Source organism: Nocardia sp. NPDC059229 (genome assembly GCF_042754165.1).
Classification (GTDB): Bacteria; Actinomycetota; Actinomycetes; order Mycobacteriales; family Mycobacteriaceae; genus Nocardia.
Genome location: NZ_JBHZAK010000001.1, coordinates 485,508 through 504,179 on the forward strand (window position 1 = coordinate 485,508; position 18,672 = coordinate 504,179).

General features: G+C 67.9%; 16 protein-coding genes and 1 pseudogene. 9 read left to right on the forward strand and 8 right to left on the reverse strand.

Annotated elements, in window-relative coordinates; all coding sequences use genetic code 11:
• Positions 1-61: 61 nt before the first annotated feature.
• Positions 62-1,384, reverse strand: a complete 1,323-nt coding sequence (locus ACFXHE_RS02305; RefSeq protein WP_379378976.1) for an amidase family protein — start codon at positions 1,382-1,384, stop codon at positions 62-64.
• A gap of 119 nt (positions 1,385-1,503) precedes the next feature.
• Here ACFXHE_RS02305 and ACFXHE_RS02310 point away from each other — a divergent pair, with 119 nt between their 5' ends.
• The 3 genes from ACFXHE_RS02310 to ACFXHE_RS02320 are packed head-to-tail and all read left to right on the forward strand — an operon-like array spanning position 1,504 to position 4,120.
• Positions 1,504-2,136, forward strand: coding sequence for a DUF1989 domain-containing protein (locus ACFXHE_RS02310; protein ID WP_379378978.1), 633 nt, complete (start codon positions 1,504-1,506; stop codon positions 2,134-2,136).
• Entirely contained in the window at positions 2,133-3,254 is a 1,122-nt protein-coding gene (locus tag ACFXHE_RS02315) for an NADH:flavin oxidoreductase (protein WP_379378980.1), read from the forward strand. Before ACFXHE_RS02310 ends, ACFXHE_RS02315 begins: the two co-directional genes overlap by 4 nt.
• Positions 3,251-4,120 (forward strand): polysaccharide deacetylase, encoded by an 870-nt coding sequence (locus ACFXHE_RS02320; RefSeq protein ID WP_379378982.1) that lies wholly within the window; start codon positions 3,251-3,253, stop codon positions 4,118-4,120. The genes ACFXHE_RS02315 and ACFXHE_RS02320 overlap by 4 nt, the downstream gene beginning before the upstream one ends.
• An 8-nt stretch (positions 4,121-4,128) precedes the next feature.
• On the opposite strand, the gene ACFXHE_RS02325 is transcribed toward ACFXHE_RS02320, so the two are convergent.
• Positions 4,129-5,694, reverse strand: a complete 1,566-nt coding sequence (locus tag ACFXHE_RS02325) for a PucR family transcriptional regulator ligand-binding domain-containing protein (RefSeq protein WP_379378983.1) — start codon at positions 5,692-5,694, stop codon at positions 4,129-4,131.
• Positions 5,695-5,800: 106 nt separating this feature from the next.
• On the opposite strand from ACFXHE_RS02325, the gene ACFXHE_RS02330 reads away from it, so the two are divergent.
• Positions 5,801-7,258: a purine-cytosine permease family protein gene (locus tag ACFXHE_RS02330; protein WP_379378985.1), complete on the forward strand. Its 1,458-nt coding sequence runs from the start codon at positions 5,801-5,803 to the stop codon at positions 7,256-7,258.
• Between the two features lie 29 nt (positions 7,259-7,287).
• On the opposite strand, the gene ACFXHE_RS02335 is transcribed toward ACFXHE_RS02330, so the two are convergent.
• Both ACFXHE_RS02335 and ACFXHE_RS02340 read right to left on the reverse strand, forming a co-directional pair.
• Positions 7,288-8,262, reverse strand: coding sequence for an aldo/keto reductase (locus tag ACFXHE_RS02335; protein ID WP_379378987.1), 975 nt, complete (start codon positions 8,260-8,262; stop codon positions 7,288-7,290).
• A 185-nt stretch (positions 8,263-8,447) separates the two neighbouring features.
• Positions 8,448-9,104, reverse strand: coding sequence for a response regulator (locus tag ACFXHE_RS02340; RefSeq protein WP_379378989.1), 657 nt, complete (start codon positions 9,102-9,104; stop codon positions 8,448-8,450).
• Positions 9,105-9,297: 193 nt separating this feature from the next.
• Here ACFXHE_RS02340 and ACFXHE_RS02345 point away from each other — a divergent pair, with 193 nt between their 5' ends.
• The 4 genes and pseudogenes from ACFXHE_RS02345 (at position 9,298) to ACFXHE_RS02360 (ending at position 11,885) form a co-directional block, all read left to right on the forward strand.
• Complete coding sequence (locus ACFXHE_RS02345) at positions 9,298-10,008, forward strand: MIP/aquaporin family protein (RefSeq protein ID WP_379378991.1); 711 nt, start codon at positions 9,298-9,300, stop codon at positions 10,006-10,008.
• A 32-nt stretch (positions 10,009-10,040) separates the two neighbouring features.
• Positions 10,041-10,253: pseudogene (locus tag ACFXHE_RS02350) on the forward strand (catalase); the annotation flags it as partial.
• 118 nt (positions 10,254-10,371) lie between these two features.
• Entirely contained in the window at positions 10,372-10,854 is a 483-nt protein-coding gene (locus tag ACFXHE_RS02355) for a Dps family protein (RefSeq protein ID WP_379378993.1), read from the forward strand.
• A gap of 146 nt (positions 10,855-11,000) precedes the next feature.
• On the forward strand, positions 11,001-11,885 hold the full coding sequence (locus ACFXHE_RS02360; RefSeq protein WP_379378995.1) for an NAD(P)-dependent oxidoreductase: 885 nt from the start codon (positions 11,001-11,003) through the stop codon (positions 11,883-11,885).
• 463 nt (positions 11,886-12,348) lie between these two features.
• Here the strand turns inward: ACFXHE_RS02360 and ACFXHE_RS02365 are convergent, their stop codons facing one another.
• Positions 12,349-13,593: a M24 family metallopeptidase gene (locus ACFXHE_RS02365; protein ID WP_379378997.1), complete on the reverse strand. Its 1,245-nt coding sequence runs from the start codon at positions 13,591-13,593 to the stop codon at positions 12,349-12,351.
• Between the two features lie 119 nt (positions 13,594-13,712).
• Here ACFXHE_RS02365 and ACFXHE_RS02370 point away from each other — a divergent pair, with 119 nt between their 5' ends.
• Complete coding sequence (locus ACFXHE_RS02370; RefSeq protein ID WP_379378999.1) at positions 13,713-16,442, forward strand: AAA family ATPase; 2,730 nt, start codon at positions 13,713-13,715, stop codon at positions 16,440-16,442.
• On the opposite strand, the gene ACFXHE_RS02375 is transcribed toward ACFXHE_RS02370, so the two are convergent.
• The 3 genes from ACFXHE_RS02375 to ACFXHE_RS02385 form a co-directional block, all read right to left on the reverse strand.
• Positions 16,434-17,432 (reverse strand): MBL fold metallo-hydrolase, encoded by a 999-nt coding sequence (locus ACFXHE_RS02375; RefSeq protein ID WP_379379000.1) that lies wholly within the window; start codon positions 17,430-17,432, stop codon positions 16,434-16,436. The genes ACFXHE_RS02370 and ACFXHE_RS02375 overlap by 9 nt on opposite strands.
• 150 nt (positions 17,433-17,582) lie before the next feature.
• A complete protein-coding gene (locus ACFXHE_RS02380) occupies positions 17,583-18,074 on the reverse strand; it encodes a MarR family transcriptional regulator (protein WP_379379002.1) in 492 nt (163 codons plus the stop codon).
• 46 nt (positions 18,075-18,120) lie between these two features.
• On the reverse strand, positions 18,121-18,564 hold the full coding sequence (locus tag ACFXHE_RS02385; RefSeq protein ID WP_379379004.1) for a nitroreductase/quinone reductase family protein: 444 nt from the start codon (positions 18,562-18,564) through the stop codon (positions 18,121-18,123).
• Positions 18,565-18,672: the final 108 nt, after the last annotated feature.

Genomic DNA, 18,672 nt, shown 5'->3' on the forward strand with positions numbered 1-18,672 from the left:
GAGGACATCGGAGTGGCGGGTCAGCGGCCCGTGACGCCATCCGGGCCGGCACGCACGGCCGTCACGACGTCTGCGCATTCGCGAAGATGCGCCGCGCCCACTCGGCGTCCGCCAGCAGGTCGCCGTCGCGCCCGGACGGCAGCGACAGCAGCAGCCCACACGCGGGCCCTGCCGAAGTCCCGACAGGTAGCGTAATTCCGCAGGTGCCCAGGTAGCTGAGGACCATCGTGGTGCGCAGAGTGGCGGCATTCGCGCTGTCGTAGTCGGCCGGGTCGCGGAGATCGGCCAGGCGCGGCGGTGGGTGACGCACGGTCGGGCACAGCAGTGCCGCACCGTCGAGTTCAGCGGCGAATTCCGCGCGCAAGGCGCTCATCCTCGCGTACACCGGGGCGATGGAATCCGCTGTGTGCGAGTTGCTTTCGAGCCTTCGCCGGGTGGCGGGCTCGATCGGCAGGCCGGAGCCGAGACGGTGACGGTGCAGACGGTATGCCTCCGCGCCCACGATGGTGCCGACGCCGTCCATCAATTCCTGTGCAGCACTCAGCGATGCCATGTCGCGCCTGCGAATATCGGCTCCGGCGCGGCGGATTTCGGCAAGAGCGGCCTCGAAGTCGGCGGCGATCCCGGGCGTGAGGTCTGCTGTCCACTCGCCGCCGGGCACGACGAAGCGCCGAAGCGGCGTGTGCTCGCCGCGTCGAATGGGCGCGAAAATCCGGTCGAGAGCGATGATGTCGTTCACGCTGGTGGCGAGGATGCCGGTGCTGTCGAGTGTGCTGGACAGCGGCGCGAAGTCGTTCGCACCGTAGCGTCCCGGGCTGGCGCGATACCCGATGATTCCGCAGTAGGCGGCGGGCACCCGTACCGATCCCGAGGTGTCGGTGCCGACCGCCAGCGGGACGATGCCGCGCGCGACGGCCACCGCGGATCCGGATGAGGAGCCGCCCGGGACCAGCTCCGGGTCGACGGGATTGGCGGGGGTACCGAAGTGGAGGTTGATCCCGAGACCGGAGAAGGCGAACTCGCTGAGGTTGGTTTTGCCGATGGTGACCAGCCCGCTGTCATGGGCGCGCCGGACGAGGCGGCTGTCCACCGCGGCGGGTTCGTCGTGCAGGTGGCTGGCCGAACCGCTGGTCGTGACCGTGCCCTGGATATCGAAGACGTCCTTCCACGCGATCGGGACTCCGTCGAGCGGACCGCGCCGGGTGCCGCGCAGGCGGCGGCGATCGGCAGCCCCGGCCTGGTATCCGGCGCGCTCGGCGGTGACGGTGACGAGTACCGCGGTCGAATCCGATTGCTGGGCCCGGTCTACGGCGACTGCGGCCAGGTGGGCCGAGGTCGTATCGCCCGCTGCGAGCGCCTGCCCCATGGCGGTGGCGGTGGTCATGGACAGGACGCTACCCAGCAGTATTTCCGCTTCGATATGTAGGAAGATCCACCGAACTCCAATGATGCTGTGTGATCATCCATTTCGACAGCGCCCTGTCGTTCGGTTGACTGACCTCCATGACAGTGTTGAGCCATCCGGAGCCGATTACCGTGCCGGCGAGGCGAGCCCGAGCGGTGACCCTCAGCACCGGCGAGAGGTTGCGGATCACCGACGTCGATGGCGGCCAGGTGGGTGATGTGTTCGCCTACAACGCCCACGACCTCACCGAGCACCACAGCGCCTCTCACACGCGCACCCACACCGCGCGACTGTTTCCCGCGCTCGGCGAGTCATTCGTGACCAACCGGCGGCGACCGATCCTCACGTATATCGACGACACCTCGCCGGGCGTGCACGACATGCTGATCGCCGCCTGCGACCCGGAACGCTATGCGGCGTACGGGGATCCGGAACACGCCAACTGCGCCGACAATCTGCGCCGAACAGTGACCGAGCTGGGATACGGTGCGCCGCCGTTCATTCCGCAACCGATCAATGTGTTCATGCGCATTCCGGTAGCCGCGGACGAGAGCCTGACCTGGCTCGAGGCCGACACCGCACCCGGGGACGCCATCACCTTCCGCGCCGAAATGGACTGCCTGGTGGTGGTTTCCGCCTGTCCGCAAGACCACAACCCCATCAATGGGGCACGACCCACGCCACTGGCCCTGACCGTCCTTCCCCCGACCAGCGAGGAGAACCACCGATGACCACCACCGAACTCGCCCACCCCGCGCTCGAGCCGTTCGGGCTGGACACCCTGAAGCTCCGCAACCGATTCGCCGTGGCGCCGATGACCCGGGTCTCGGCCACCCCCGACGGCACTCCCACCGAGCAGATGACCGCGTATTACCGCGAATACGCGCTGGGCGGATTCGGCCTGATCATCACCGAGGGCATCTATCCGGACGCCGCCCACAGCCAGGGTTACTTCAACCAGCCCGGCCTGGTCACCGAACAGCACGTCGCGGGCTGGCGCGCGGTGGTCGACGCCGTACACGCGGCCGGGACTCCGATCGTCGCGCAGCTGATGCACGCCGGAGCCATTTCCCAGGGCAATGCGCACGGTTTCGAGACCATCGGGCCGTCCGCGGTGGCGCCGCGCGGGCAGATGATGGTCGATTACGGCGGGGTCGGTGGAGCGTGGAACGCGCCCCGAGAGATGACCGCGCACGACATCGACGATGTCGTGGCCGGTTTCGTCGCAGCGGCGGAGAACGCCCGTGCGGCCGGTTTCGACGGCGTCGAGATCCATGGGGCCAACGGCTATCTGCTCGATCAGTTCCTGACCGACTACACCAACCAGCGCACCGACGAATACGGCGGGCCGGTGCGGAATCGCATCCGGCTCACCGCGCGGGTGCTGCGTGCGATTCGTGACGCCCTCGGCGACTTCCCGATCGGAGTCCGGCTGTCGCAGACCAAGGTCAACGACTTCACCTATCGCTGGCCGGAGGGTGAGGCCGACGCGCGCACCATCTTCGCGGCCCTGACCGAAGCGACGTACCTGCACATCGCCAGCGAGGGCCGGGACTTCCTCGAGACCGCGAAACTCCCCAGCGGCACGACCGTCACCCAGCTGGCTCGGGAGGTGTCCGGTCGCCCGGTCATCGCCAATGGGGGCATGCACAATCTGCCCCAGGCCGCCGATGTGCTGACCGGCGGGCACGCCGACATCCTGTCGCTGGGTACGGGTGCACTGGCCAATCCGGACCTGCCGCGCCGGGTCGAGACCGGGGCTGAACTCTCCTCGTTCGATCATGAGATGCTGCACCCCATGGCAACCCTGGACTGCGCCGCGGCCTGGCGCGAGCGCACCGGCGAATGAGCGCTCGGACCTGGACCCGCGGCGGGGCCGCGGTGGCGACGCTGACCTTCGACGTGGACGCCGAGACGCCGATCCTCGCCGAGGGCCGGCACTACGCCGAGCACCCCATGGTGATGTCACACCAGGCCTACGGACCGGATGTGGGGGTGCCGCGCATTCTCGACCTGCTCGACGAGATGGGTGTTCCCGCAACGTTCTTCGTACCCGGTTGGGTCGCCGAACAACGCCCGGGACTGGCCGCGTCGATCGTCGAGCGCGGGCACGAGGTCGCGCACCATTCCTACAGCCACCGGCCGCCCACCTCGCTGCCCGCCGGCGCCGAGCGCGCCGATTTCGAACGCGCCCTGCAGGTATTCACGTCCCAGGGCATCGAGATCGCCGGGCATCGCGCCGCGATGTGGAGCGCCAGTCGCGAAACCCTTTCCCTGATAGCGGAATACGGGCTGGCCTACGACTCCTCGCTGATGGGCGACGACCGGCCGTACCACGTGGACACCCCACGGGGCTCGGTAATCGAACTGCCCGTGCACTGGTCGTTGGACGACTGGGAGCAGTACGCCTACCTGCCCGCACCGCGCATCGGCTCGGTCATCGAGTCCCCGGTCAAGGTCGAGCAGATGTGGCGGGCCGAGCTCGACGGCATGCGTCACTACGGCTGCCTGTTCAACGTGTGCATGCATCCGTTCCTGACCGGCCGTCCGGGCCGAATGCTGGCCCTGCGCAACCTGATCGCCTACGCCCAGGAACGCGGAGACGTCACCTTCGGCCGCTGCCGCGACGTAGCGACCTGGGCACGGGAGGACGCCCACACCCCGACCCGTCCCCTGCCTGCCTACGACGTGGACGAAGCCGTCTACCCGCAGTAGCGCACCGCTCACGGGCCCAGCGGTTCGGCCACGAGGGCCAGGTACAGGTCGATGGTGTCCTCGAGGCGATTGACATTGCGGCCGGTCAGCTCGGTGATGCGGGCCATGCGATTGCGCAGGGTGTTGACGTGGACGTGCAGGGCAGCCGCCGTGACCGCCCACTGGCCGTCGTGTGCGAGGAAGGTGCGCAGGGTGTGCTCGAGGTCGGTGCGGGTGCGGGCGTCGTGGTCACGGATGACGCCCAGCACCTGCTCCGAGAACCGTTGCCGCACCTGGTCGTCGAGCAGGCCGAGCAGCATCCGGAAGGTCGCGATATCGGCGAAGACAGCGGTGTCCGGGCCATGCTGCACTCGCAAGATCTGACAGACCTCGCGGGCGCGCACCAGCGATTCCCGCAGTCCACCGGCCGTGGCGACATCTCCTACGCCGATCACGACCCGTTCGGCGGAGACCCGTCTGCCGACCTCCGCGGCCAGGTCGCGGGCGAAGCGCGCCAGCTCGTCCGCCGAGCGCTCCCACAGGCAGATGGACACCACATCCCGGCTGCCCGCCGCGGTGAAGACGGGTATGCCGTGGGTGGCGAAGAACGCGCCGACCGCGTGGGCGATATCGCCGGGCAGGGTATCGGCGTCGGAGGCGGCGACCGGTGCGGACACGAGCACTCCCAGCGGCCGGTCCGGTGGCACGCCATAGGTGCGCAGGCGGCGAATCACCTCACCGCTGCTTCGCGGCCCGGAGAGGATCATCTCCAATAGCTCGGTGGCGAAACGCGCCTCGATGGCGTGTACGGCCTGCTGTTTGGTGACCTCCAAGCTCAGGAAGCGCGCCGCCTGGGCCAGCGCGTCCCGATCGGCAGCGGTGAGAGTCGCGGCCGGTTCCAGGCAATAGAGCCCGGCGTCGATCTCCCCCATCGCACCCTCCACGAGATACAGCACCGCCGGTCCGGGCCCGAGCAGATCGACCTCGATCGGCGGCGGGGTGCGATTGAGCGCGGCCGCGGCCATCCGCACCTGCTCATCGGTCGGCTCACAGCCGATACTGGCCAGGCGGCGACCTTTGCGATCTACCACGAGCAGCGGCAATTCCGTTTCACCGCGCAGGATTTCGAGCACACCCGCCGCACCGCTGCCGCGCGAGAGAGCGGTGGCGAGGGCGTCGCCACGATGGACGGTGGCAGTCAGTTCCGCCTGCAGCACCTCGTTCTGGATCCGGGCGGCCGCTCGGGTGAGCGCGGCGAACGGCACCCCGACACACAGCTCGATGAGCGGCAATCCGTGTGAAAGACACAGCGCGGCAAGCCCTTCGGGCAGCGACGGGGTTTGCGCCGTGAGCCCGAACACCAACCCGGCCGCACCCGCCCGCGCGACGGCCGCCACGAACCGGTCCGCCGAAACATGTGACAGCCACAGGCCGTTGGTGAGCACGAGTTCGCCGGACCGGACATAGGGCGACGGGTCGGCGAGCTCCGTCGTGTGCAGCCAGTGGATCTCCGTCCCCAAGGATTCGGTGAGTTCCGTCGTCACGACTCGCAGCCCCAGGGCGGGATCCGCAACGAGTCGGCCAATAGTCAACACCTGGTGGAATGTACACGGAGAGCCGGTAATTGGTGGATGAACATCCATCCCTTCATTGGCATTGACGGTGCTGTTATGAGGTACCTCACTACGAAGGAACTCCGCTATGTCCTCTCCACAACCTCCCGGCACCGCTGAGATCACGTCTCCCACCGATACTGGCGTCCGCTTCGACGAGCACGGCATCCTGCCCATCCCCGACCAGGAGCGCGACTGCTCATCCTGGGAACTGTTCTGGATCTGGTGCGGCGCGAATATCGCTCCCATCAACTGGGTGCTCGGCGCGCTCGGCATCACCCTCGGGCTCAGCCTGTTCGAGACCCTGATCGTCGTCGTGGTCGGAAATCTGTTCGGCTGCGCGATATTCGGCCTGTTCAATGTGATCGGTCACCGCACGGCCGTCAACCAGATGGTGCTGGGGCGCTCGGCCTTCGGTATCAGCGGCGCGGCGCTGCCGGCCATCGTGCAGGGTCTGCTGACCATGGCCTGGGTCGGCGTGAACAGCTGGGTGGTGCTCGACCTGGTACTGGCCGTACTCGAACAGATAGGCATCCGAGGTGGTCTGGGGCTGAAAATCGCTGTGGCGGCGGTCATCATGGCTGTGCAGCTCGCCCTCGCACTGTACGGCTTCTACGCCATCCGCGCCTTCGAGAAGTACACGGTACCGCTCACTGTCGCGGTCATGGTGGTGATGACGGTGGTGGCGCTCGCCCGAACCCACCTGGACTGGTCACCTGCCAAAGCCGACACCCCCGCCGAAAAGCTCACGGCCATCACACAGCTCGTCACCGCCATCGGCGTCGGCTGGGGCTTGACCTGGATCCCCTACGCCGCCGACTACAGCCGCTTCGCCCGGCCGAAGCTGCCCGCCCGGACCGTCTTCTGGGCTTCGGCCTCCGGCATGTACATTCCGACGGTCTGGCTCGCTGCCCTCGGCGCCTGTCTCGCGAGCGCCGGCGGCAGCGCCGACCCGTCCACCCTGGTCGTCGGCACTTTCGGTGCCCTCGCGATCCCCGTACTCCTGCTGATCATGCACGGCCCGGTCGCCACCAACATCCTCAACCTCTACTCGTGCTCGCTGGCCGCCCTGACCATCGGCATCCGCATCGCCCGCTGGAAGGTCACCCTCTTCGCAGGTGCGATCGCCGCTGTCGTTCTGGCCATCTTCATCAACTCATCGAGCTTCGCCCACGCCTTCGACAATTGGATGGTTTCCATACTCATGTGGATCAGCCCCTGGATGTCCATCCTGCTCGTCGACTATTTCCTGATCCACCGCCGCACCCCGTCAATCCCCGACCTGTACCGCGATGCCACGTCCTCGGCCTACGGCAAGTTCAATATCCCCGGCCTGGTAAGTGTCGTGGCCGGCTTGCTCGCCAGTTGGGGTTGGCAATACGGCCTGGTCCCCGCGATGCAAGGCCCTCTTGCCAAGGCCCTGGCCAATACCGACTTCTCCTGGCTATCGGGCAGTCTTGTCGCCGGCGGGCTCTACGCCTTTCTCACCGCCGCCCGCCGGCGGCGCTGCTCGACGGCCTTGCACCAGGAGCGCGGGCGAGCGTGAACGTGCCGGCCCCGGTGCTGGTCACCAGCTCACACACTCTCGGGAGACGGCCCGGCGATCGGCATGGCCCATGCCATGATCTTGTCGATCTCGTCCAGGTCGGATTCGTCGAGCACGATGTCCGCGGCGCGGAGGCTGTCCTGGATATGGCCGGCGTGCCGGGCGCCGACGATCGCGACGTGCACGGCGGGATTCGCCAGCGTCCAGGCGATCGCCAATTGACCGACCGTGATGTTGCGGTCGGCGGCAAATGTCTCCAGTTCCCACAGGGCTGTCAGGTTCTGCCGGTAGACGTCGCCGGTGAAGTCGGGGCTCGTGCTGCGCCAGTCGTCATCGGCGAACGTCGTGTCTCGATGCAGCGTTCCGGTCAGCAAGCCATGTGCCAACGGCCCGTACACCAGCACGCCGATGTCCTGAACCCGGCAGTACGGCAGCAGGTCGTCCTCGATGTCCCGCCGGAACAGGTGGTAGGGCGGTTGCACCGTCTCCACCGGCAGCACTGCGGAGAATTCCGCGATCTGCGCCGGGCTGTAGTTCGAGACCCCGACGTGGCGGATCTTGCCCGCGGCGACCAGATCGGCCAGCGCGCCCGCGGTCTCGGCGGCCGGCACGGCCGCATCCGGCCAATGCACCTGATAGAGGTCGATGTGGTCGACGCCGAGCGCGGCCAGGCTGGCGTCCACTCCCCTGCGCAACCAGTCGGGGCTCGCATCGCGGACCAGGCCAGTCTCGGTCCTGCGCAGCCCGCCCTTCGTGGCGATCACGAGTTCGTCACGGGCGCAGGTGAGTTCGCGGCGCAGCGCCCGGCCCAGGATCCGTTCGGACGCACCGAAGCCGTAGGCCTGCGCGGTGTCGAAGAAGTTGACGCCGAGATCACGGGCGCGCCGGATCGCCCGGATCGCGGCGTCTTCGTCGAACCGGCCCCACTCGCCGCCGAGTTGCCAAGTGCCGAAGGCAATTCGGGAAACGTGCAGTCCGCTTCTGCCCAAAATTGTTGTCTTCATGTCGCTCTCCGAATCTCCGTAGGGGTCTTGCTGCCTACTGTCGCGCTCCGGAGGGCGCTTTGTCGCCACGGCCAGCGCCCATCGACGATTCCTGCCAGCAGCAATCCCGGCCTTCCCGGCAGCTGCACCTGCCCTGCGTCGGCGCAGGACGACGGCACTGCTGCGGGGCGGAGGAGCGGATCGGGTCAGCGCGACTCGAGGAAGGTGATCACCGCCAACACCCGGCGATGATCGTCGTGGGTCTCGGCCAGATTCAGTTTGGTCAGAATGCTGCGCACGTGCTTCTCGACGGTGCCTTCGGTGACCCACAACTGCCGGGCGATCCCGGCGTTGGAACGCCCCTGCGCCATCAGGGCCAGCACCTCGTGCTCGCGTGCGCTGAGCGCTGCGAGCGGATCGTTGCGCCGGCGGGCGGACACCAACTCCGTCACCAGCACCGGATCGACAACCGCCGCGCCCTTGGCGATTCGCTGGAGCGTGTCGATGAAATCCTCCACATCGGTGACCCGGCTCTTGAGGAGGTAGCCGATCCCCCGGCCGCTGGCCAGCAACTCCATCGCATGCTCGACATCGGAGTGGGCCGACAACACGAGAATGCCGGTTTCCGGGAATTCGTCGCGGATCGCGCGGGCCGCGTCGAGCCCCTCGGTGGTGTGGGTCGGCGGCATTCGAATGTCGACCACCACCAGATCGGGCAGCGTGTCCCGGACCAGCTCCAGCAAGTGCGAGGCGTCCCCGGCCTGCGCCACGACGTCGAAACCCGAACGCGTGAGCAGGCTCGCCAAACCCTCCCGGAGCAGCACATCGTCATCGGCCAGCAGCACCCGCAACGGAGTCGTCACTGAACTCTCGCCTTCCTTGGCTGCGCCGGACGTGGATGGCCGATAGGCGTCGAGCATAACCGGGCCGATTGCAGGTAGCCGCCATACCCACTGTGGTGCTGGCCGGGAGCAACGATGGATGTCAGCAGCGACGACACCAGCTCGGGTGACGGCGATTCTGGAAGTCCCAGAAGGCAAACCGAGGAGTCGCGACATGGTCACATTCGAAGAGGCCGCCGCTGTCCGCCCAGCTGAACCGCACCGGGCGGCCGCCGCCCGCCGGACCGCGGCGAAGTACGCCGTCGAGCTGATCGGGACATTCTTCCTGGTGTTCACGGTCGGGACGGCCGTCCGCAGCGTCGGCCCGTTCGCACCACTGGCGATCGGCGCGGTGCTGATGGTGATGATCTACGCCGGTGGGCACATCTCTGGGGGGCATTACAACCCGGCGGTCACCCTGGCGGTGCTGGTGCGACATCGGATCGCGCTGCGCGATGCCGTCCGGTACTGGATCGCGCAGCTGGTTGCCGGACTACTGGCCGCGATGGTGGCGCGTGCTGTCGTGGATCCCGCGCAGCCCGCAGCCCCGCCGCATCCGGCCCTCACCTTTCACACCATCGCGGCCGCGTTCGTGGTCGAGCTGCTGTTCACCTTCGCACTGTGCTACGTGACGCTCAACGTCGCCACGAGCAAGAGCCATCCGGACAACTCGTTCTACGGTCTGGCGATCGGATTCACCGTCGTGGCAGGCGGATTCGCGGTCGGCGCGATCTCGGGCGGAGCGTTCAATCCGGCGGTCACGATCGGCGCGGCGGCGATGGAGATGTTCGCCTGGCCGACGCTGTGGGTGTACCTCGCGGCTCAGCTGATTGCCGGCGCTGCCGCCGGCGCCGTCTTCCTCGCACTCGATCCCGACGATCGATGATCCGCCCCCTCCGCCACAAGAAAGGCAAGACCATGACGAACACGGCGCCCCGAGCAACGACGACCGATGCCGGTATCCCGGTACAGAGCGACGAGCACTCGTTCGAGGTCACCACCGACGTCAGCGCCTACACCAAAGCCGCTGTGTTCCAACCGGATACGACGACCGAGCTGGTGATCAGGTTCTCAACCGTGGCCGGTGAGCACGGCAGCCCCAACCCCTGGCGCGACCCGCGCGGCTTCGCCAATGTCGACAAGAACCTGGGCGACCGCATCGAGCAGGGTGTCCGCGCCCAGCATGCCTGATCGCCGGAACCACCCGGCCCGAATAGTCCACCACCCCAACACATTCAGGAGCACCATCATGACCACCCACATGGAATCGGCAATCGCATTTCGCGCGTCGTCACGACTGGCGGGCAATCTGCAGCAGGTCCTCGTCGAGCTCACCGCTCTCCACCTCAACGGCAAGCAGGCGCATTGGAACGTCGTCGGTCACAACTTCCGTGACCTGCACCTGCAGCTCGACGAAATCGTCGATGCCGCACGCGAAGCCGGTGACACCATCGCCGAACGGATGCGCGCCCTCGACGCGGTGCCGGACGGCCGGCCCCAGACGGTCGCGTCGACCAGCCTCCTGCCGGAACTCCCGGCCGGTGAGCAGCACACCGCCGTGATCGTCGACCTGGTCACCACACAGATTCGCGATGTCGTGGCGACACTGCGCGCCGTGCACGACGACACCGATGCCGAAGATCCGTCCACCGCGGACCTGCTCCATGCCGTCATCAATCAACTCGAGAAGCAGGCGTGGCTGCTCAGCAGCGAAAACCGCACTGCGGGATAGACAGCGGCGATGTCGGACGAGGCGATGTCGGACCAGGGGAGGACGATGAATCGGGCTCGGTCCGTCCGGCCCGGCCCCACGGGCCTTCGACCTGGAGACGGCCGCCGTTCAGCCAGTCGGCCGACGACGACAACGAGGAGTGTGCGATGACCGGAATGACAGTTGGTTTCATCGGGCTCGGCGCAATGGGACAGGGCATGGCCGCCAGCCTGCTGCGGGCCGGCCATCGGCTCCGGGTCTGGAACCGCTCCCCCGAGCCGGTCACCGCGCTGGTCGCCCAGGGCGCCGACGCGGCCGGGAGCCTCGCTGACGTGTTCGCCGCCGAGGCGGTCGTCTCCATGCTGGCCAACGACGACGCCGTCGAACAGCTGCTGCTCGACCCGGCGCTGCTGGCCGGCGCGAAGGCCGCCGTGCATGTCAACATGGCGACGGTCTCGATCGCGCTCGCCGACCGGGCCGCAGCCCTGCACGCCGAGCACGGCATCGGATACGTCGCCGCGCCCGTCCTCGGCCGGCCCCAGGTAGCCGCCGCCGGCGAACTGAACATCCTCGCCGCCGGCGGTGACACGCCGCTGGCGCAGGCAGCACCGTTGCTGTCCGCGATGGGCCGGCACACCTGGCCTTTCGGCACCCGCCCCAGCCACGCCAACGCCGCGAAGATCAGCGCCAACTTCCTGATCGCCTGCGCCATCGAGTCCATGGCCGAGGCGTGCAGTCTGGCGGAGTCCCACGGTGTCCGGCCCACCGACCTGGTCGAAATGTTCAGCGGCACACTGTTTCCCGGTCCGATCTACACCGGCTACGGCGAAATGGTCGCCGACCGCCGCTACGAACCGGCCGGCTTCCGGCTGCCACTCGGCCTCAAGGACGTCAACCTCGCCCTGACCGCCGGCGCCGCGGCGAACGTCCCGCTACCCTTCGGCAGCGTGCTACGCGACGCCTTCCTCGACGCCCTCGCCCACGGCGACGGTGACAAGGACTGGGCTGCCGTTGCCGCCGTGGCCCGCCGCCGGGCCGGCCTGCCGGCATAGCCGAGGCAGCCACCTCGGCACCACAAACCGGCTGGTCAAGGGCCGATAAACCGGAACTGCAGACGCCGAACCGGTCCCACGGAGTAGCGTGCGATCCATGAGCGCATGCGAGGTTTGCGGTAACGATTACGCGATGCCGATCGTCGTCGAAGCTCAGGGAGTGCGGCACGTTTTCGACTGCTTCGAATGTGCGATCCACCGAATGGCACCCATCTGCGAGCACTGCAACTGCAAGATCATCGGTCACGGCGTGGAGGCAGACGGCAGGTTCTTCTGCTGTGCGCACTGCGCCTTGTCCGAGGGTGCCAGGGGCCTGGTCGACCACATCTGAAATCCCCAACCCGACAACGAGAACGGGGCCGAAGCCGCAAACCCTGCAGCCTCGGCCCCGCCGGGACCATCAGGTGCTCAGATCGCCAGGAAGAACAGCACACTCGTGGCGAGACATTTTCGTGCCGTGGAGTCAGGGTTGTGCCCGCAGTAGATCGGTGGTGAGCGAATTCAGTTCCACGGCACCGTCTGCCCCGACTACGACGGTACCGCCGATGTTCGCGAGCCTCCCGCCAATAACGCAGTTGGGTTCGAAGGCGAACACCATGCCTTCGGCCAGTGGCAGATCGCTGCCGATGGTCGGCACCTCGGCCAGTAGTCCGTACTCGGCGGCCTCCGGCAGTTCGCGCATCCCGCCGCCGAAACCGCACACGGTGCCATAGGGATTCATCCCGTGCACCAGTGGATGCACGTTCCAGCCGCCCGCCGCGTCGAGGGGGGCCTTCATGGCGTCGACCACCTGACCGAAGGTATTGCCCGGCCGCAGCGCGGCCACACCGGCTTCGTAGGAAGCGCGCGCCACCTTCGCCGCCACCTCGATATCCGGATGCACCTCACCCACGGCGATGGCCACCTGATGCTGGGATTCGCGCATGCCGTACTGGCAGAACACTTCCGCCAGGATCACGTCGCCGTCCTCGATGGTCCGCGGTTCCTGCGGGCGGTAGGACCAGACCGGCGGTCCCCAGCAGGCGAAGCCGGGACCGGACTGGATGAGCATGCCGGGCGCGACCGTGCCCAGCCGGAACGACGTGGACATGCCGGCCGCATACACCTCGGCCTCGCTCACGCCGGGCGCGGCGACGTCCAGCATGGCCTGCGCCATCGCCTCGCCGATCTCGGCCGAACGCCGCAGCACCGCAAGCTCTTCCGCGGACTGGGTCAGGGTGCGCAGCAGGAACGGAAGCCACATCGGCTTGACATTCACCTGCGGCAACTGCTGCAGGACCGCCGTCCACAGCCCGTACGGCATGATCGGGTTGAAGTGGAACGGCGGATACGGCTCCAGGCCGATCACCCCGACCGCCGACCGCTCCAGCCCGTGCTCCTTCAACACGTCGACGACGCCCTGGGCATGCTTGGCCACCCGCATGTTGTGCGGTTCGGTCCAACAGGCCTCGCCGCGGCGTCGGGCCTCGATGTGGTCGGCGATGTGCATGGGCGACCACACCAGCGAGATGGGGTCGGCGTCGCGGGGAAAGACCACGATCGCGCCGGGACGCTCATTGGTGAAGTAGACGTCGGGCGCGAACGGTGCGGGGCCGCCGGTCTCGTGCTCGCCGTAGATCACCAAGGCGTCGACGCCCTGGTCGTCCATCAGCTCGCGGGCCAGCGCCCAGCGCCGATCACGTTCGCTCAGCGAGTAATTCGGATGCATACCAGCTCCTGATTTCGGTGGGTATCGACTGGTAGGGACGCTATGGTGCCGCGCTGCAGAAGAATTCAGTCAATCGACCGGTCCGTGATCTGTCATGTCCCTTAGGTAGGGTCCGTCGAGTGCTGTACGGGCGTGCCGAAGAGCTGGCGCTGATCGATCGACTGCTGGCGGATGCGGTCGCGGGCCGCAGCGGAGCGCTGGTGCTGACCGGACCCGCGGGCATCGGCAAGACGGCATTGCTCGACTACGCCGCGGCGCGCGCCGGCGGACTGCGCGTCATCCGGGTCTCCGGTATCGAACCTGAGGCGGAATTGCCGTTCGCCGGACTGCATCTGCTGCTCCGACCAGCACTCGATCGGCTCCACGCCCTGCCCGAACCGCAGGCCGCCGCCTTGCGCGGCGCCTTCGGCCTGGCCGCCGCGGAGACCGGTGATCGTTTCCTGATCGGTCTGGCCGTGCTGTCGATGCTGGCCGAACTGGCCGAGGACGGGCCGGTACTGTGCCTCGTCGACGACGCCCAATGGCTGGACCGATCCTCTGCGGAGGCATTGACTTTCGCCGCCCGCCGACTGCATCACGAGGGCGTGCTGCTGCTGTTCGCCGTGCGCGGCGGCACCCACCCCGTGGCCGGGCTCACGGCGCACGAACTGAGCGGACTCGACCGCGCGGCCGCCGCGGCCCTGCTGGACGAACGGTTCCCCGAACTCGCGCCGCAGGTACGGACCCGCATGCTCGCCGAAACCGAGGGAAACCCGCTGGCCCTGGTCGAACTGCCGTCCGCGCTGAGCGCCGACCAGCGGACCGGAGCCACCCCGACCGTGCCCTACGACCTCGCCATGCTCCCGCTGTCCACCCGGGTACAGACCGCCTTCGGTGCACGCGCCGCCCGCCTCGACGAGGCCGCGGCCACCCTGCTGCTGATCGCGGCGGCCGAGCAGACCGGGGAACTCTCGGTAGTGCTGGACACCGCCGCCACGTTCGGCGCGAGCCCCGCGGATCTGGCGGCGGCGGAACGCTCGGGACTGCTGGTGCGCCAGGGCGACCAGGTCAGCTTCCGGCATCCGCTGGTGCGCGCAGCCATCCTGCGCGATGCCCCGCTGCACCTCCGGCTGGCCGCACACCACGCACTCGCCGAAACGCTGCACCGCAGCGGTAGTACCGAGGCTGCCGACCGGGCAGTCTGGCATCGTGCGGCGGCGGCGACCGGTCCGGACGACACTCTCGCCGACGACCTGGAGGCCGCGGCCGGTCGCGCATACGAGCGCGCGGACCATGCCGCCGCGTCCGCGGCGATGGAACGCGCGGCCGAGCTGACCGTCGTCGCGGGGACCGGCACCAGGCGCCTGATCTGCGCCGCCAAGGCGGCTGCCGTCGCCGGTGATCTGCACCGAACCGGCGCCCTGCTCCGCCGGGCCGGGCGAGGACCTGTCGGCAAAGCCGACGCCCCGCGGCTGGCCGCGCTGCAGGCCGCGGTCGAGGCCGAATTCGGCTCCCGCCACACTGCCGCGCGCATACTCGTCGACGCCGCCGCCGGGGCGCCGGACGATGCGGCGGGCCCGATGCTGGTCGACGCGGTGCGCAACGGTTTCTTCGTCGGCGATGCCGAACTCACCGAACGCGCGGCCACCCTGCTGGACCATCGGTTCGGACCCAATGCACTGACCGAGGGCCTGATCGGGATGGCCCGAATGCTCAGCGGCGACGACGAATTCGCGCTACCCAGGTTGCGCGCCTGCGCGGAATTCGTGCATGCGCGGTCGGCGGACCTCACCCAGGACGAGCGAATGAACGGCGCCGCAATGGGCCTCATGACCGGATTCGACCTCGAAGCCTGTGAACTGCTCGAAACCCTCGTGACCGAGGCGCGCGAGCAGTCGATGCTCGGCGCGCTGCCCATGCGGCTCTACTATCTCGCCTCGGCCGAATTCGCCACCGGGCGCAATCGTGACGCCACCGTGCACGCCGAGGAGGGACTCGCGCTCGCGGACGCCATCGGCCAGCGCAACCAGATGGACGGCCTGCGTTGCACTCTCGCCTGGGGCGCCGCACTGGCCGGTGACGAGACTCGCTGCCGCGCACTCGCCGAGTCGACCCTCACGGCCGCCCTCGACCGCGGGGAAACCGCCACCGCGGTGCTGGCCACTACCGCCCTCGCCCTGCTCGATCTGGGTGCGGGCCGCTACGACCTGGTAGCCGACCGGCTCGAATCCGCCGCCCGCGGACCGATCTCCGGCCACTACATGGCCGTGTCCTTCATACCCCTGCGGGTGGAAGCCGCGGTACGCACCGGGCGGACCGACCACCTCGCCGAATCCCTCGACAAACTCCGCCGCTGGTCGGCCGCCAGTGGATCCCTCTGTACACGTGCGGTATACGAGCGCTGCCTGGCCCTGACCGTCCCTGCCGACGAGGCCGAGAGGCACTACGAGGCGGCGGAGCGCCTGCACGAGAAAGGCGGTCGCCCCTTCGAACGGGCTCGGACCGCCCTGCTCTATGGCGCATGGCTGCGCCGATACCAGCGCAAGGCGGAAGCCCGCACCCGGTTGCGCGCCGCCGCGGAGACCTTCGACCGGCTCGGCGCGCACCCTTGGGCCGAGCGCGCCCGCGCCGAACTCCGCGCCACCGGCGACACCGGCCGACGGCCGCCCACCGCTTCGGTCCTGGATCTGCTGACACCCCAAGAACTTCAGGTCGTGCGCCTGGCCGCCGAGGGACTGTCCAATCGCGATATCGGCGGCCAGCTCTTCCTCAGCCCCCGCACCGTCGGCTACCACCTGTACAAGGCATTTCCGAAACTCTGTGTGGCGACGCGGGCCGAACTGGCCGCCCTCCTCCACGAATCACGCTGAGCGGGACTGGCTCCGGTAGGTCGCCAACACATTGAGCCGGTGCAGGTTCCGGCACAGCATGAGCAGGCCCTGGGTGGCGATCTCGGCCGGAACCGCGTAATCATGCAGCGCGGCAATCAGACTCGGCACCAGCGTCTCCGCCCACGGATTGGTGACCTGCGACTGAACCTGTTCCAGGGTCTTTCCCGCGGCAACCGCCACGGCGACCTCGTCCCGGAGCTGCTCCAGGTATCCGATCAACCAGTCGACGGCCTCGAGCGCATTGCCCATCGGCCCGTGCCCCGGCACCACGATCGCCATGTCCGGCAGTGTTTCCCGCATCTTCCGCAAGGAGGCGAGATAGGGCTCGGGCCCGCCCTGCAGCAGCATCGGCGCGATGCCCGCATGGCAAACGTAGTTGCCGGTCCATGCGGTGCGGGTATCCGGGACGTACACCACGGTGTCGCCCGGACCGTTGCCCGGCCCGAACTGCCACAGCTGCACGACGCGCCCGCCCAGATCGATCTCGGCGAAGTCGTCGAACACCACATCCGGTGTGCGCCAACGGGTCACCGCGTCGAACTCCGCCTCCGCGCCGTACATGTTCCCGGTCCGCTGCCGCTTCTCGTTGTCCAGATCGGACATGTTCTCCTTGTTCAGCCGCGACGAGATCACCACCACCTCATCCGGGAACGCGGCATTGCCGAACGTGTGATCACCGTGATAGGTCGTATTCACCAGGTACCGCACCGGCCGATCGGTCAACACGGCCGCCTGCGCCTGAATCTGCGCCGAAATGGCCGGCGTGATACCGGCATCCACGATCAGCGCCGCGTCGCCGCCCACGATGAGGCCGTTGTTGTCCTTCGGCGGCAGCGTCGCCATCAGCGCGACAACCCCGTCCGCGAACCACTGTGCCCGATGTTCGAGCCCCACCGGTGACAGGTTCGGTCCCTGATATCCGTCTGGCCGCTCGGTGAGCTCCCGGTCCGGTACAGCTTGGGCGTTCATCTCATTGCCTTCCCTCGAGAACGGTGAACCCGCCCAACGCTAAGAACCGGCCGCGTCAACGGAATCCGTCGAACGACTGGGGTCGGTCACTGTTCTTGCGGTGGTGATCGTGAGAACCGGGGGTATCAGTGCGCGGCAGCGGCATTCCTCTCAGCTATCAGCCAATTCCTCGGCTGATTCGTGCCCGGCGGAGCCGGTTCTGCGGAGGAAGTCGGCGATCACCTCGAGTTCGGCCTCGGAGTAGTGGTCGCACAGTTCGTCCATCCTGTTGTTCATTCCGGCGAACACCCGGAACAACTCGGCGTTGCGTTCGCGGACGCCCCGCAGAGCGACTGCACGGCGGTCCGTCGATTCGGGGTCGCGCTCGCGCACAATCCAGCCGCCCTTCTGCAACCGATCGAGAATTCCGGTGAGCGTCGCGGGATGCAGGCCGGCCCGGCGCGCCAACTCGGTCGGGGTCAACGGACCGTGTCGATTGATGAGGTCGAGGCAGGTCCAGTCGACGTCTCTGAGTTCGATTCGGCCGCCGAACCGGCGGTTGAGCAGCGACAGCTGAATGTTCAAGTCGCGCAGCGCATCCTTGACGGCAACCGTGAGCTGCCTGCGGCGCCGAGCCCCTGCCTGATCCGCTGTCGAACTCATACGCGCTACTTCCGATCGGTTTGTACGGATTCCGTATGATATTCGATCAGATCGGCTCGACGCGGAACACCGCGATCCGATGCGCCGCCGCAGCGACTCCATTCGGAGTGGACGTCTCGGCGAGACCCGTAGTCACGAAGCGATTGCCGACGCTGGCCGGGCTGGTGGTCACCAATTGACGCAGCAGCGGCGGTCGTTCGTCCACCGGCACCTCGACCAGGCGGACGGTCGAGGACCGTCGGCCGCGGGCCAGCTCGACGGTCTCCGCGGCCCGTGCGTTTGCGACCCATGCGGCCTTCGGGAAGGCCTGGAAGATGTACTGCCCGCCGTCGAGCGCGATCACCGCGATCGGGAAGGTCCGCAGTTGCCCACTGCGTCGCCCCCGGACCGTGAGCAACTGCATCGGACCGAAAGCGATTCCGCGCCTTTGCAATCCAACGATGAGGGTGTTGATCGCGTTGGTCAGGCGACGGTTGGTGTCGGCGTTCATGAGGTGCTCTCCCATCGGGACCGGAGCCGATCCCTCTCCGAAAATACGTAAACCATAAGCTATGGAATTAATATAGTATCGAAACCATACTAGATGGCAAGTAGGAGG

Coding starts and splice junctions, on each gene's coding strand:
- ACFXHE_RS02305 (WP_379378976.1), bottom strand. CDS start 1,384: ATGACCACCGCCACCGCCATGGGGCAGGCGCTCGCAGCGGGCGATACG.
- ACFXHE_RS02310 (WP_379378978.1), top strand. CDS start 1,504: ATGACAGTGTTGAGCCATCCGGAGCCGATTACCGTGCCGGCGAGGCGA.
- ACFXHE_RS02315 (WP_379378980.1), top strand. CDS start 2,133: ATGACCACCACCGAACTCGCCCACCCCGCGCTCGAGCCGTTCGGGCTG.
- ACFXHE_RS02320 (WP_379378982.1), top strand. CDS start 3,251: ATGAGCGCTCGGACCTGGACCCGCGGCGGGGCCGCGGTGGCGACGCTG.
- ACFXHE_RS02330 (WP_379378985.1), top strand. CDS start 5,801: ATGTCCTCTCCACAACCTCCCGGCACCGCTGAGATCACGTCTCCCACC.
- ACFXHE_RS02335 (WP_379378987.1), bottom strand. CDS start 8,262: ATGAAGACAACAATTTTGGGCAGAAGCGGACTGCACGTTTCCCGAATT.
- ACFXHE_RS02345 (WP_379378991.1), top strand. CDS start 9,298: ATGGTCACATTCGAAGAGGCCGCCGCTGTCCGCCCAGCTGAACCGCAC.
- ACFXHE_RS02355 (WP_379378993.1), top strand. CDS start 10,372: ATGACCACCCACATGGAATCGGCAATCGCATTTCGCGCGTCGTCACGA.
- ACFXHE_RS02360 (WP_379378995.1), top strand. CDS start 11,001: ATGACCGGAATGACAGTTGGTTTCATCGGGCTCGGCGCAATGGGACAG.
- ACFXHE_RS02365 (WP_379378997.1), bottom strand. CDS start 13,593: ATGCATCCGAATTACTCGCTGAGCGAACGTGATCGGCGCTGGGCGCTG.
- ACFXHE_RS02375 (WP_379379000.1), bottom strand. CDS start 17,432: ATGAACGCCCAAGCTGTACCGGACCGGGAGCTCACCGAGCGGCCAGAC.
- ACFXHE_RS02380 (WP_379379002.1), bottom strand. CDS start 18,074: ATGAGTTCGACAGCGGATCAGGCAGGGGCTCGGCGCCGCAGGCAGCTC.
- ACFXHE_RS02385 (WP_379379004.1), bottom strand. CDS start 18,564: ATGAACGCCGACACCAACCGTCGCCTGACCAACGCGATCAACACCCTC.